We start from the raw sequence: 14,166 nt of genomic DNA on the forward strand, positions 1-14,166 counted from the left end.
AAGATGTCACGCCTTTGTGACATCTTTTCTTTTGCTTTCCTAGTTTGTCCGTTATACTGATGGATGGAACAAATTCCCTACTACGTATTGAAAGGAGTGATCTGTCATGTGGCACTTCCTCGAGCAACTCTTGGCCGGATGCGGCGTCTTCAGTATCCCGCTCGGCATCTTCATCCAAGTCATCCCAAACGAGCTCGTCCTCGCATACGGCGGTTATCTCGTCGGTTCCCTTGACGCGTCATTCCTGTTCATCTTTTTGCTCGCTTGGTCGGCTTTCGTCGTGACCCAGGTCGCATTGTATGGGATTGGCCGCTACGGCGGACGACCGGTCGCCCTGCGATTGTATCGCTCGTTTCGGATCAAGCAGGAGAAACATCTTCAAGCCGAGTCGTGGTTTGAGAAGTACGGGGCGTGGATTGTCTGCCTCAGCGTGGTTTGGCGTCAATTGTTCGCCATCAGCGCCGGCGTGATGCGGTTGTCGTTCCGTAAATTCCTGATGATGACAACGATCGTCTTCGCGGTCTGGTCGTTCGTCTTCGTCAAAGTCGGCATGATGCTCGGCAGTAATTGGCGATATATCGGCGAATACACACACGGCCTGTTTCCTTATATCGGGCTCGGCATCGGCATCTTCTTTGTCGCCCGCTATATCCGCTCACATCCGAACTTCATGAAAAAGTCAGCCTGAACAAAAGTTCGGGCTGACTTTTTTTAAATAGAGGGTAAACTGATACGTATGGCGAATACGTCATAGTGAGGAAATCAATCTATTTCTAAAGCACAGAGACAGCAACCGTCAAAGGAGGAATTTTCATGTTCCATCGTCGAAAAACGTATACGATCCGTCCCGAACGCTTGCAAGAATTCACTGAGTTTTTCCATACATACCTGTATCCGATTCAGGTATCGCACGGCGCACGGCTCGTCGGCCGTTGGGTGACCGAGGACCAAACCGAGGTCATGGCACTTTGGGAGTACCGCGACCGTGAACACTACGAACAAGTCGAACGCGATTACCGCTCGAGCGCACTCCGTCGCGAGGCGATGAAGAAGCGGGCCCGGCTCGGGAAAGACTTGTACATCAAGTCGAGCGAAGAGTTCATGATGCCGACCGGGCACTACACCCCGCCGCGCACGATTGTCTCCGTGACCGCCTACATCACGAACGATGACGGTGAGGTGCTGCTCGTCAAAAACACGCACCGGAGCGACACGTACGAGATGCCGGGCGGACAGGTCGAAGAACACGAATCGATCATCGATGCGATCCATCGTGAAGTGAAAGAAGAGACCGGGGCCGACATCGAGATCGACGGCATCATCGGGATCTATCAAAACGTGTCGTCACGCGTCCTCTGCGTCTCGTTCCATGGACGTTACGTCTCGGGCGACCTTCGTCCGCAAGCAGGCGAGACACACGAGGTCGGATTCTTCCCGATCGATGCGTCGAACGTGTCGGACTACATCAAACGTGACCACTTCCAGATGCGTCTCATTGATGCGATCGACCCGACGTACATCCCGCACGCAATCTACAAGGTTCGTCCTTACGAGTTGCTCGAGCGCGTCGAGCGCCACCATACCGTCTAAACAAAAAGGAGATCGCCACGTGGCGATCTCCTTTTCTTATGCCTGTTCAGCCGATTCGGATTGACTCGTTTCGACTAACAGTTTGCGAATGCGTCGTTTTTCGACGTGGAGAACGGTGAACGTCATGTCGTCATACGTGACACGAGCACCTTTCTCTGGGATGTCGCCGAGCAGCTCGACGATCCAACCACCCATCGTGTTGGCATCTACTTCAGGTTCTTTAATCCCCATCTCGTCAGCGAACTGATCGACGTCCATGTCGGCCATACACTCGTATACGCCGTCTCGAAGCCGTCTCAAGTAGACGATCGATTCGTCGTGCTCGTCCCAAATATCGCCGACGAGCTCTTCGAGCATATCCTCGAGCGTGATGAGACCAGCCGTCCCACCAAACTCATCGAGAACGACAGCCATGTGTGATTGTTTTTGCTGCAGAATCGGGAGCAGTTCGATCAATTTCGTCTGCGGTGATACGTACGTGAGCGGACGAATGAGTGAACGGATATCCGTCACTTCGTCTCGCATCATCGAACGAAGGAAGTCACGTTCCGACAACACCCCGATGACGTTGTCAATCGAGTCTTTATACACAGGGAGACGAGAGTGCCCCCCGCTAAAGATCGTGTCTTTGATCTCTTCGAGCGTATCGTCGATGTCGACGGCGAGGATGTCGATCCGCGGCGTCAACACGTCATCGACGGTGATGTCGTTGAAAGAGAAGGCGCTATGCACGAGCTCAGCTTCTTTCTCCCCGAGCACTCCTTCTTCTTCACCCATATCGACGAGCACTTTCAACTCTTCTTCCGTCACCGACGGCTCTTTATCGGCCATTCCGGTCATACGTAGCACCAACTTCTTCAAGCCGGTGAAGATCATCGTCACCGGTTTCAAGACTTTGACGAGGAATAACAAGATCCCGCTAATAAGAAGCGAATATTTCTCTGCGAACTCTTTCGCGAGCGACTTCGGTAAAATTTCACCGAAAATCAAGATGACGACCGTCGTCGCGAACGTCGAGACAACAAGTCCGGTCCCACCCGAGAATATACTCGTGGCGATCGCCGTCGAAACGGTCGCGGCACCAATGTTAACGATGTTGTTGCCGACGAGGATCGTCGAGAGCGTATCGTCAAACCGGTCGACGAGGTGGAGGACGCGTTTGGCGCCCTTGTCCCCGTCTTCACTCATCCGGATCATCCGGACACGGTTCACGCTCGAGAGCGCGGTCTCTGCTGAAGAGAAGAAAGCTGACAAAAATACTAGAACTGCATAAAGAATTAAACTAGACGAGGGCACAGGGTCCACGTTTACTTCACACTCCATTTCTTATTTTAAAAAATTATTCGACAAATTCGAATTCAAAGTCAGAGATCGCAACGACGTCGCCATCTTGAGCACCTAGCTTACGAAGGTCCTCATCGACGCCCATTTGACGCATCTGACGGGCGAATCGTTTGATCGAGTCATCGTGATCGAAGTTCGTCATCTTGAATAGCTTCTCGATGCGCGGCCCCGTGATCACGAAGCGTTGGTACTCATCGACATGAATCTGATACCCTTTCTCTTCCTTCTCGTAACGATAGACGACACGTGGTGTGGCCGTTTTCGCTTCGAGCTCTTCAAGTGGGAATTCAGGTGTCGCGTCGACGAGATTAGCTACTTCGATGAGCAAGTTGCGAAGTCCTTCTTTCGCGAGTGCCGAGATCGGGAAGACTTTGACGTCATCGCCGACTTTCTGTTGGAACTCTTTAAGAAGTTCTGGCGCATCCGGCATATCCATCTTGTTGGCGACGACGATCTGTGGACGCTCGAGGAGACGTAAGTTGTACGACTCGAGCTCACGGTTAATCGTCGTGTAGTCTTCGAACGGGTCACGTCCTTCGATCCCACTCATATCGATCATATGGACGATGACTTTCGTCCGTTCGATATGACGCAAGAACTGGTGACCGAGACCGACGCCTTGGCTCGCACCTTCGATAAGTCCAGGAAGGTCGGCCATGACGAAATCACGGTCGTCAGCTGTTTTGACGACACCGAGGTTCGGTGTGATCGTCGTGAAGTGGTACGCTCCGATTTTCGGACGTGCCGATGAGACGACCGACAAGAGCGTCGATTTCCCGACTGACGGGAATCCGACGAGACCGACGTCGGCGAGGAGTTTCAGTTCAAGACGCAACTCGCGCTCTTGGCCTGGTTCCCCGTTTTCAGCGATTTCTGGTGCCGGGTTCGACGGTGTCGCAAATCGACAGTTTCCGCGTCCACCGCGGCCGCCTTTAGCGATCGTGGCCCGTTGGCCGTGCTCGGTAAGGTCGGCAATGACAGTATCCGTCACTGAATCGAAGACGATTGTGCCTGGCGGGACTTTGACGACGAGCGGCTTCGCTTTACGTCCGTGCATCCCTTTCGACATTCCTTTTTCACCGTTATAGGCGATAAACTTCTTCGAGAAGCGGAAATCAACGAGCGTCCGTAATCCTTCTTCTACTTCAAAGACGACGTCGCCACCGTGACCACCGTCACCACCTGCTGGTCCACCGTCTGGAACATACTTCTCGCGACGGAACGCGACCATTCCTTTACCACCGTCTCCAGCTTTTACAAAAATATTCACCTGATCGACAAACATTTAATTCCCTCCTTTTAAACGAAACGTAGAACATTCTACAGTCTGTTCGTGCACTTCGTCTGACGTGAACACATCTTCCGGCACGTTGCCGAAGACGCGAACCGCCAGTCCGTCCGTGAACGTCACATGAATCGGTCCATCCGTTCCTGACAGAAGACGGACAAGTTTATCCGCCACGCGTGCGTCGTCCAACGACGCACGGTCGGTCGATACCTTATAGGTCAACCGCCCTTCCCAATTCGCCTGTATGATGACGAGACTAGTCGCCGGCATATTTAAGCGAACGAGCGCACTCTCCTCGTCGGCGTGCTGACGATAACGTTCGTACAGCTCCTCGAGTCTATCAGGCTCGAGCGCCGCATACAAGGAGATCATCTGAAGCCGATTCATCCATTCGTGACGGACGGTCGATAATAATTTCAGTGTTGCCTGTGAGTCCATTTGATCCTCTCCTAGTAAAAAAGACTCTAACCAAATAAGTGGCTAGAGTCTTTTGCGTGGTTCTACTTACGCAACTGGGTAAACGCTCACTTGTTTCTTGTCGCGACCAAGACGCTCGAAGCGTACTACGCCGTCAACTTTAGCAAACAATGTGTCGTCGCCACCACGGCCGACGTTTTCACCTGGGTGAATTTTCGTACCGCGTTGACGGTAGAGAATCGATCCAGCTGAAACTGTCTGTCCGTCAGCGCGTTTAGCGCCGAGGCGTTTCGAAATCGAGTCACGACCGTTTTTAGTCGATCCAACTCCTTTTTTCGATGCGAAGAACTGAAGGTTCAATTGTAACATGAGGTCCACCTCCTATTGTTCAATTTGGATATAATCACCGTAACTTTGGGCGATCGTGTCTAGTTGCACGAGCATCCCTTCTAATAACAGCTGGGTGCGAGTCATATCCTGCGGTGATAGTTCAGGATATGTCTCGACATAAAAGTAACCACCCTCTGTTTTGTCTGCCATTTCTACAAGAAGCGACTGGCCTGCGAGTACCTCAACAGCGTTATACGCCCCAAAAATGATAGCGGAAACGCCGGCACACACTAAGTCAGAACCGGGTTCAGCAAAGTTGGCGTGACCTGTCACTTCGACGGAACGAATCGACTTCGTCTCGTCTCGTCTGACCGTTACTTGAATCATAGAAATTACGCTTCGATTTTCTCGATGCGAACTTTCGTGTAAGGTTGACGGTGACCTTGCTTACGACGGTAGTTTTTCTTAGCTTTCATTTTGAAGACAGTGATCTTTTTCGCGCGACCGTGTTTAACGACAGTTGCTACTACTTTAGCGCCCTCTACGAATGGAGCTCCGACTTTAACATCGTCACCACCAACGAAAAGAACTTCACCGAATTCTACAGTACCCTCGACATCAGCATCGAGTTTTTCGATGTAGATCTCTTGACCTGCTTCAACTTTGATTTGCTTACCACCAGTTTTGATGATTGCGTACATATACGTGCACCTCCTTATTAAACTCAGACTCGCCATCCAGGGCAGGGCGAAACCGTTTCAACCCGTTCTGTGCGGTTGTAGCCATTTGGGTGCTTCCAAACGAACTAACGTTATAGATATTACCACTCTCGCGCGAAGCTTGTCAATGACGAGATACGAAGTTCTCACATTCCTCGAGTGTACCATGAAAAGCGACGTCGGGCTCTCCTTCTATAAAGAACACATGAAGACCTGACGCGTCCCATGCCCCGTCTTGCCACTTCGCCGGCAGCGACAGTACGACCGCCTCCTGTTTTCCGTCTAGCTCCATGAGCGTGCGTTCAAGCCGCGAGAACACGGCCAGCTTCGACGGTGCACCGTTATACGTCATCCGGTCTTGAATCGAACGTCCGGTCCGCTCGCGCGACAGTTCGAACAGCCCCATCCGTGTGAAGCCGTACACTTCGACACGACGTGGGTCACGGGCCCCGAGTTCTTTCATTCGTTTCAAAAGTCGGTCTTGTCCGTCTTTTGACCCGCGTAAAAAGTCGATGACGACCATGCCGCCGATATTGCGCAGGCGGAGCTGTTCCATAATCGCATACAGCGCCGCCTCATTGATCGTGTCGGCGGCGCGCCCTTTGTCTTTGACGGCGACGTTCTTGCCGCTGTTGACGTCGATGACGGTCATCGTCTCGACTTGTTCGACCAAGACGTAAGACCCGCCTTCGAGCCAGACGACACGGTTCCCGAGCTTCTCGATCGCTGTGTCTAAACGCGCGGATTCTTTCATCCGGCCTTTGCCGATGTGGCGTTCGACCGGGACGTCGAGCCGCTTCAAACGCTCTTGCGCCTCTTTATCGTTCAACAGTACCGACTCGACCGAATGACGCCGGACGAACTGCTCACAGAGCAGTTCGTCTTGACCGCGGCGCGCCGTCTCAACGTCAGCTGCCCGAGCCCGCAACAAGGCCAGCTCCTCGCGAAGCGCCTCGGGACTGGCTTGTCCTGATTCGGTCCGGAACAACACACCTTCCGCCTCATTGAGCGTGAACACTTTCGACAACTGGTCCTGCGTAGCGAGGTCGAGCTTGCGGCTGAACAACTGGCGCCGTCCATACGGGAAGTAGACGAGATAGCGCCCTCCGAACCGAATGTTCTCGGTCACTTTGTGGTGCTTGCCCCCGATGCCCTCTTTCGTCACTTGGACGAGACGTTTCTCCCCGACGACGGCCGCCTGACCGATACCCGGGACTTCCGGGTAGGCAGCGAGCGCCCGGAGCGTCTCGGCGATCGGCAAGAAAAATGTCGTCTCGCCGTTGACGAGGAAAGCGGCGCCGAGTGACGGATGGATCCGTTCAATCGCGGCTTCAAGGATCGTCCCGACCGAGAGCTGATCGACAAAGCGCTCCTCGACTTCAAGCAGACGCTCGCCGTCGACGAGCATGGCCCGCTCGATCGACGGGGTCCGTTCATAGATGAGTTTCATACGAGCACTCCTTTCGACACAAAAAGGCAACTTTCGTTGCCTTAGGCTTTTTTCATTCCAAACTTCAATAGCAATCGTGCCCAAAATCCGGTCGGTTGTTGGTCCGTCTGGATGGACATGAGCGGCACCGACTCACCGAGAATACGGCGCGTGATGTTGCGATACGCTTGTCCGGCGTTATTGTCAGGGTTCATCGTCACCGGGACACCTCGGTTTGCCGCGGCGATGACTTCTTCATCATCGACGACGACGCCGAGCAGGTCGATCGACAGGATGCGCATGATGTCATCGATGTCGAGCATGTCGCCCGATGCGACGAGATGATTCTTCACGCGGTTGACGATGAGTTTAGGCGGTGCGACGTGTTCCGCTTGTTCGAGCATACCGATGATGCGGTCTGCGTCTTGGACGGCCGCCTTCTCAGGCGTCGTCACGACGACAGCCTCGTCGGCACCGGCGATGGCGTTCATGAACCCTTGCTCGATACCGGCCGGGCAGTCGATCAAGACGAAATCATATTCCGTCTTCAACTGGTCGATGATCTCTTTGACTTGCTCCGGTTGGACCGATGTCTTGTCTTTTGACTGGGCCGCCGGCAGCAGATACATCTCTTCGAACCGTTTGTCACGGACGAGCGCTTGGTGCAGCTTGCACTGCCCGTTGATGACGTCGACGAGGTTATAGATGCTTCGGTTGTCGAGTCCTAGGATGATATCCAAGTTCCGGAGACCGATGTCCGTATCGACGAGACAGACCGAGTGTCCGGACAATGCGAGACCCGTCCCGAGGTTAGCGGTCGTCGTCGTCTTGCCGACGCCACCTTTTCCCGACGTCACGACGATGGCCCGACCTTTCTTCACTTCTTTTGCTGTATGTACAGGCTCTACTACTTGCTCCATCAAACTCACCCTCTCTGTAATTCCATTGCATATGCGTCTTTAAGCCCTGTCATGACTTGGCGGAGACGCGTCATTTCAATGCCATGATTCGTCTGATACGCGCAGCCCATCTCGATCTCTGGCATCTCGGTATCGTCGTCTGGCGTGAGCACGTGCTCACCGATCGCTAGAAACAGCGGATGCAACAGACTTGCGGTAATGACCGCGTCCTCCCATCCTTCGACACCGGCCCGGACATTTCCTCGTATCGTGCCTAAACAATAGATACTTCCTGTCGCCCGAACTTCAGACCCCGGATTGACGTCGCCGATAATGAGCACCGAACCCTCAAATGAGAGCACTTGCCCGCTACGGATCGTCCCGCTATGGTAATGGAACGTCTTTTTCCCGTAAGTCGCTTTCGCCTCTTCGGTCAACATGACCTCGCTCGACAGCTCCTCGATATAAAAAACGCCATGACGAGCAACGACTTCACGAATTTGACGTGACAGCTCCTCGTCCAAATAACGAGTACCCGCGTGCAACTTGAGTGCAATCTCCCCAGAGGGCGGCTCCATTTCTTGTAACGTGGCCTCAAGCTCTCCGAGCACCTCATCGACGCCACTCCGTGGATTGAAGTGGATTGCAATACCGTTGCGATGTCCTTTTATCGTAATGTGTCGTTTACGCTCCATCATGGCTACCCTCTTTTCGCTACAGGTCGCACCGCCACGTATCGCGTCATCGGATAATAAAGAATCGCGACGGCGATCACATTGACGACGAGCGTCCCTGGAATCTGTTCAACTAATAGTGTTTGTATGGTCATGGTCGTCCCACCGACCGCTGCCATGATACCGTATATCCCGAAGGAAAAGACAAGGATCATGAACGTGAACGTGATGACGACCGAGAAGAAGTTCTCACCTATATATTTTAACACGAAGCTGACTAAGAGAGGAATGAGTGAAAAAGTAAATAAGTAAATTCCGAGCAAGTCGGTGTAGACAATGTCATACAACAACCCGAATACGAGACCGAATCCGAGTGCCGACTCAAACCGGCCATACAAACCGACGTACATTAACCCAATCAACGTCAAATACACGAACGGCGTCGCGTAGTGCCATGAAAAGATGGCAGCCCATGTCCCTTCAATAAGAAAGAGGAGGAACAGGGCGATGAACACTTTCATGTTACTCACCCGCTGCTCCTCCTTCCTCGGGACCCGTCAAAAACGGTTCGTCTAGCGTTCGATCGATGACAAACATTTGCGAGAACTCGTTGAAGTCCGCCTCTGGCGTGATGCGGGCAACTTGAGACACACCATATTCATCGGTCTCGATCGACTTCACCTTACCGATGACGAGACCGGCCGGATAACGTCCGCCGAGCCCTGACGTCGAGACGATCTCACCTTCTTTCAACTTGACGCTGTTCGAAACCTTTGTGAAAAAGAGTTCGTTCGTCTCGCTGTCGAAGCCGTCGATCGTTCCGTACGCCGCTTTACCGTCCGCATCTTTGACGACCGCAGAGACGTTGTTCGTCCGGTTGTTGTCGCTCAGGAGCTGAACTTGTGACGTATAGGCGCTCGTTTGAATGACGCGTCCGACCATGCCGCCGGCGGCCGTCACGGCCATGCCTTTTTCAACGCCTCGTTCTTGCCCGACGTTGATCGTCACATAGCGCTGCCAGTCGTTCGGCGTGCGCCCGATGACCTCTGCCGGAATCAAATCAAAGTCACGGAGCGAGCTTTCGCCCGCCTCGACCATTTGACGCAACTCCTCGTTCTCACGGCGCAGGTCGTCAGCTTCGACGGACACTTCGGCGTATTTCGTCAAATGTTGCTTCAATTCACGGTTCTCTTCATAAATTTCACGGACGTTCGAAATCGAGGACACGGTACTATCCATCCAGCCGATCGGCACCGTGAACACCCGTTGGAACGTTCCGACCACATCACGCGTGACGTCTTGGTACCAGGCGGATTCCGACCGTCCTCGAATCGAAACTCCTAAAATGACAAGAAATAAAATGATACCGATCAGCGTGATGATGAGCTTTTTATTACGTACAAACCGGCTCATCGTTTAACACCTTTCATCGGCGTGACGAGATGCCTGATTTTGAACGGAGGACGTCCATCATTTCAAGAGATTTTCCAGTCCCGATCGCAACGCAATCGAGCGGTTCATCCGCAATGAGAGTCGGGATGTGCGTCTCATCAGAGATGACACCGTCCAAGTTTTTAAGGAGCGCGCCGCCGCCTGTAAGGACGATACCGCGGTCCATGACGTCGGCTGCGAGTTCCGGCGGTGTTTGTTCGAGCGTTTGTTTTACACCGGCAAGAATCGCTTCGACCGTGTCTGAAAGTGCTTCGCACACTTCAGTCGCTCCCACTTCGATCTGTTTCGGAAGACCGGTCACGAGGTCGCGTCCGCGGATTTCCATCGTTTCATTTTCGTTCGACTCGTCGATGCGGGCCGAACCGATTTCCATCTTGAGCGCTTCTGACGTACGTTCCCCGATCATGAGGTTGTATTTGTTTTTAATGTAACGAATAATGGCGTCATCCATTTCGTCACCACCGACACGGATCGACTGGCTCGTCACGATGCCGCCGAGTGAGATCACTGCGACTTCGGTCGTACCGCCACCGATATCGACGACCATCGAGCCTGTCGGTTCCCAAACTGGGAGACCGGCGCCGATTGCTGCCGCGAACGGTTCTTCAATCGTGTACGCTTCGCGAGCGCCTGCTTGCTTGGCCGCATCTTCAACCGCACGTTTTTCAACTGACGTGATGCCACTTGGCACACAGATCATGACGTTCGTCTTCGATGAGAACAACCCGCTCTTCGATTTTTGCGCTTGCTCCATGAAATATTTGATCATCGTTGCAGTCGTTTCGAAGTCAGCGATAACCCCATCTTTCATCGGACGGCGTGCCGTGACGTTCCCCGGCGTACGTCCAATCATATCTTTGGCCTGATTACCTACGGCCTCAATTCTACCTGTATCTGTACGGAACGCCACTACGGACGGTTCACGAACAACGATGCCTTGACCTTTTACATAAACGAGCGTATTTGCCGTTCCAAGGTCGATTCCGATTTCTCGGTTAAAACTACGAAACATACGTACTGCCCCTCTCCTGGTTACACTAATTATTATTATAACGGAAAAATCATGTTTGAAAACGTTCAATCGATTACAGGTTATTTACAATCCCCTTCATCTCAGTCCTGTTCCACCGTATATTAGTGTGCCTTCTTTTCAACAAAAACGCAAATCAAAAAGCAGACGCATGGAAGCGCCTGCCTGGACCTCGTCATATCTGCTTCAACGTTTCAGACACGGTGGTTTGAAGCATCGGTCGGTTCATCTCAAATGATTTCACAAAAAAGCTTTTCAAAAACGACTTCACGTTACAAACGACGTGCCAATACTGTTCGGCCTCGAGTTGCTGTTTTTGTACACTCAATCTAGCAGGCAAGCCTTCTAGCAGAATGATAATTTCGTGTTCGTCCATCCCGCGATGTAACAAGGCAAAAACGGGATTCAGCAAGCGCTCGTCCTCGTCATGCAGATAGACGGTCGGAATCATGACTTTGTTCCATAGCGCCTCCAAGATTTCGCTGAACTCCGTCTCGTCAAGTTTCGGATGCAAGACTAGTGCGTCGAATGCATCGGCCACGTGGGCAATCGCATGGGCCCAACCTTTTACCGGCACATATCCTCTCGTATCGATTTCACAATCAAGATACGCCAGGAGCTTCGCTTTCAACATCTCGATATCCATTTCTGGTAAAAATCCTTGTTGACGGTCTTGATACACAATCAAGGCAATCAACAACGTCGAGAACGATCGTGTGAAGACCGTATCCGATTCCGCTTCTCCGATTCCGTGGAACAAGTGGTACTTGAGCGTTGTCTTCAACATGTTCGTCAACTGTTCGTTCGTCAGTTGCTCGTCTTCGATGATGAAACGGTAAAAGAGCGAATAAATCAACTGGTCTCGCATTTCGGGGTCCGTCGAACCGATATGATGGAGCATCGATTGGATGACCCGATCCTCGTCTAATTCGTGTAACTGAGCTGTCCGGTTTTTGATGGCCTTCAACGTCAGCTTTAACTCTTGTTCACTGTAAATACTCTCCTCGTTCATGTATTTTCATGTCCCCTTTGATTAACCTTCTGTCCTTACATCTTCAACGCGGTGATTGACGACTCCTCTAAAATACAAAAAAGCAGGCGGATATGCGCCTGCTTCAAATTACGTCCGATTCAAGTTCGCGTCGAAAGTGACATTAACAGCATCGCCCCGTAGCAAATTACGGAGAGGAGAAGCACCGGCCGATAAAACCGCGATGGCTTTTGACGCGTCGCTCCAGCCACAAAGCTTGAGATGATCAGAACGAACAAATAACCCCCGACGTACGTGAAAGTGAGTTGTCCGACCATCTGCCACATTTGTGAATCAAGCGTTGCATTCCCCCAAGCGAGAAACACAGCTAGATAGGCGACGAGTGCGGTGAGGCCGATTCCGATGCCGACGAGCGGTGAGAAGCGATCGAGCCAATGATGTTTCTGTAGTCGGTAATATAAGGCAATACTGATCAAAACGAACAGGACGAAGACGACGAGTGATAATACGATTGGGTCGAGCGGAACGAAGCTCGCTAAACATGCAAAGCTAATCATTAAAAGCCAAATTAATTTCTCCAATGTAAACACCTCGTCTGTCAGTATAACAAACAGATGTCTCATTTGGAAAATTAATTCCATTTCACCCATTCATATAGCCCCGTTGCCTCATACTGACATAATGATCCTCGCCGATGATGACGTGGTCGAGGCACGCGATCCCGACAATGTTGCCCGCTTCGACCAAGCGCTCCGACACTTCGATGTCTTCCCGGCTCGGCGTCGCGTCCCCGCTCGGATGGTTATGCAGAGCGATGAAACACGCCGCCGACAGCTTGAGCGCTTCGCGGAAGACGTCGCGCGGATGAACGATCGACGAATTTAATCCGCCGACGAACAACGTCTTGCGCGCGATCAATTGATTTTTCGTGTTTAAGTACAAACAGACGAAATGTTCTTGATTAAGTAGCCGGAGCTCATCACGCAGCAGCTCGTACGCATCCTGCGGCGACCGGATCGTCGGCGACTCTACTTTCGGCTCTTCGACGTAACGGATGCCGATTGTGAACGCCGCGAGCAACTGCTCGGCTTTCTTCTTCGTCATCCCTTCGATTTGACAGAGGTCGTGCACGGACGCCTGTGACAGTGCCCGAAGCGTCGGATATACATCTGACAACCGCCGGGCCGTCGCCTGCGGGTCCCCGCCCCGTCCACCGATTTGAAGCAGTCTGGCAATAGCGGATTCAACACTTCGGTCGAGCACCATAGTCATTCCTTCACCTACTCTCGCATCATTCACAGAAAGCGCGGCGATACCCCGTGACGCTCGAGCGTCTCGACGAGCGGCCGGAGCGGGAGGCCGACGACGTTATAGTAATCCCCTTCGAGCCGTTCGACGAACAAACCGCCCGACCCTTGGATCCCGTAGGCACCGGCCTTGTCATACGGCTCCGACGAATCGAGGTAGCCGTCGAGCCAAGACTCCGGGATGTCGATGAACGTGACGTGCGTCGTCGTGACGAACAAGTCATGCCGGTCTGGTCCGATGATGCTGACGCCTGTGAGCACTTCATGGGTCGTCCCTGACAAATGCTTGAGCATCCGGCGTGCGTCATCGCGGTCGTTCGGTTTCTCTAAAATCGTTCCGTCTAGGACGACGACCGTGTCCGACCCGATCACAATCGCGTCGCGGTTGTCTCGTGCGACGTCCATCGCTTTCTCACGGGCGAGACGTCCGACGTACTCGTCCGGATGCTCACGTCCGTCAGTCCCTTCGATGACGTTTGACGGGATCACCTCGTGCAAAATGCCGGCTTGTTTCAACAACTCGGTCCGCCGCGGCGACATCGAGGCGAGGATGACACGTTTCTGTGTTGTGTTCATTGTATCGACTCCTTCCATACTTTCGAAACGGGCTTCCTTGCCGTTTCACGCTTCTCTGTTGATTGTAGGCAAAGCGTCACCCGAACACAATCCAAGCCGCCAAAAAAAACGCCCCTTCTT

General features: G+C 52.7%; 18 protein-coding genes and 1 other annotated feature. Of the genes, 2 read left to right on the forward strand and 16 right to left on the reverse strand.

The window, feature by feature from the left end; all coding sequences use genetic code 11:
- Positions 1-106 precede the first annotated feature (106 nt).
- Entirely contained in the window at positions 107-688 is a 582-nt protein-coding gene (locus EVJ24_RS08340; RefSeq protein ID WP_131440920.1) for a DedA family protein, read from the forward strand.
- A gap of 125 nt (positions 689-813) precedes the next feature.
- On the forward strand, positions 814-1,590 hold the full coding sequence (locus tag EVJ24_RS08345) for an NUDIX domain-containing protein (RefSeq protein ID WP_070327686.1): 777 nt from the start codon (positions 814-816) through the stop codon (positions 1,588-1,590).
- Positions 1,591-1,626: 36 nt separating this feature from the next.
- Here EVJ24_RS08345 and EVJ24_RS08350 read toward each other — a convergent pair whose 3' ends face one another.
- The 16 genes from EVJ24_RS08350 to EVJ24_RS08425 form a co-directional block, all read right to left on the reverse strand.
- Positions 1,627-2,913, reverse strand: a complete 1,287-nt coding sequence (locus EVJ24_RS08350) for a hemolysin family protein (protein WP_131440922.1) — start codon at positions 2,911-2,913, stop codon at positions 1,627-1,629.
- A 16-nt stretch (positions 2,914-2,929) separates the two neighbouring features.
- Positions 2,930-4,219: a GTPase ObgE gene (gene obgE / locus EVJ24_RS08355; RefSeq protein ID WP_070327688.1), complete on the reverse strand. Its 1,290-nt coding sequence runs from the start codon at positions 4,217-4,219 to the stop codon at positions 2,930-2,932.
- Positions 4,220-4,660 (reverse strand): Spo0B domain-containing protein, encoded by a 441-nt coding sequence (locus tag EVJ24_RS08360; RefSeq protein WP_131440924.1) that lies wholly within the window; start codon positions 4,658-4,660, stop codon positions 4,220-4,222.
- A 66-nt stretch (positions 4,661-4,726) separates the two neighbouring features.
- Complete coding sequence (gene rpmA, locus EVJ24_RS08365; protein WP_016508537.1) at positions 4,727-5,008, reverse strand: 50S ribosomal protein L27; 282 nt, start codon at positions 5,006-5,008, stop codon at positions 4,727-4,729.
- A 12-nt stretch (positions 5,009-5,020) separates the two neighbouring features.
- Positions 5,021-5,356 carry a ribosomal-processing cysteine protease Prp gene (locus EVJ24_RS08370; RefSeq protein ID WP_070327690.1) on the reverse strand — a complete coding sequence of 112 codons (336 nt, stop codon included), beginning with the start codon at positions 5,354-5,356 and terminating at the stop codon, positions 5,021-5,023.
- Positions 5,357-5,361: 5 nt separating this feature from the next.
- On the reverse strand, positions 5,362-5,670 hold the full coding sequence (rplU, locus tag EVJ24_RS08375) for a 50S ribosomal protein L21 (protein ID WP_070327691.1): 309 nt from the start codon (positions 5,668-5,670) through the stop codon (positions 5,362-5,364).
- Between the two features lie 15 nt (positions 5,671-5,685).
- Positions 5,686-5,757, reverse strand: a sequence feature (ribosomal protein L21 leader region).
- Positions 5,758-5,812: 55 nt separating this feature from the next.
- Complete coding sequence (locus tag EVJ24_RS08380; RefSeq protein WP_131440926.1) at positions 5,813-7,138, reverse strand: ribonuclease E/G; 1,326 nt, start codon at positions 7,136-7,138, stop codon at positions 5,813-5,815.
- Positions 7,139-7,179: 41 nt separating this feature from the next.
- Positions 7,180-8,037 (reverse strand): septum site-determining protein MinD, encoded by an 858-nt coding sequence (minD, locus tag EVJ24_RS08385; RefSeq protein WP_070327693.1) that lies wholly within the window; start codon positions 8,035-8,037, stop codon positions 7,180-7,182.
- Between the two features lie 5 nt (positions 8,038-8,042).
- Positions 8,043-8,711 (reverse strand): septum site-determining protein MinC, encoded by a 669-nt coding sequence (locus EVJ24_RS08390; protein ID WP_236633412.1) that lies wholly within the window; start codon positions 8,709-8,711, stop codon positions 8,043-8,045.
- Between the two features lie 5 nt (positions 8,712-8,716).
- The gene (gene mreD / locus EVJ24_RS08395; RefSeq protein WP_131441070.1) at positions 8,717-9,211 is read right to left on the reverse strand and encodes a rod shape-determining protein MreD; all 495 of its coding nucleotides are present in this window, start codon (positions 9,209-9,211) and stop codon (positions 8,717-8,719) included.
- A gap of 1 nt (position 9,212) precedes the next feature.
- On the reverse strand, positions 9,213-10,103 hold the full coding sequence (mreC, locus tag EVJ24_RS08400) for a rod shape-determining protein MreC (RefSeq protein ID WP_070327696.1): 891 nt from the start codon (positions 10,101-10,103) through the stop codon (positions 9,213-9,215).
- Between the two features lie 13 nt (positions 10,104-10,116).
- Complete coding sequence (locus tag EVJ24_RS08405) at positions 10,117-11,154, reverse strand: rod shape-determining protein (RefSeq protein WP_131440928.1); 1,038 nt, start codon at positions 11,152-11,154, stop codon at positions 10,117-10,119.
- Positions 11,155-11,347: 193 nt separating this feature from the next.
- Positions 11,348-12,184, reverse strand: coding sequence for a DUF2785 domain-containing protein (locus EVJ24_RS08410; RefSeq protein WP_131440930.1), 837 nt, complete (start codon positions 12,182-12,184; stop codon positions 11,348-11,350).
- A 119-nt stretch (positions 12,185-12,303) separates the two neighbouring features.
- The gene (locus EVJ24_RS08415) at positions 12,304-12,720 is read right to left on the reverse strand and encodes a hypothetical protein (protein WP_131440932.1); all 417 of its coding nucleotides are present in this window, start codon (positions 12,718-12,720) and stop codon (positions 12,304-12,306) included.
- A gap of 85 nt (positions 12,721-12,805) precedes the next feature.
- Positions 12,806-13,435 (reverse strand): RadC family protein, encoded by a 630-nt coding sequence (gene radC, locus EVJ24_RS08420; protein ID WP_131440934.1) that lies wholly within the window; start codon positions 13,433-13,435, stop codon positions 12,806-12,808.
- A 23-nt stretch (positions 13,436-13,458) separates the two neighbouring features.
- Positions 13,459-14,046: a Maf family protein gene (locus EVJ24_RS08425; RefSeq protein ID WP_236637603.1), complete on the reverse strand. Its 588-nt coding sequence runs from the start codon at positions 14,044-14,046 to the stop codon at positions 13,459-13,461.
- Positions 14,047-14,166: the final 120 nt, after the last annotated feature.

Source organism: Exiguobacterium sp. SH1S21, from assembly GCF_004337175.1.
GTDB lineage: Bacteria > Bacillota > Bacilli > Exiguobacteriales > Exiguobacteriaceae > Exiguobacterium > Exiguobacterium aurantiacum_A.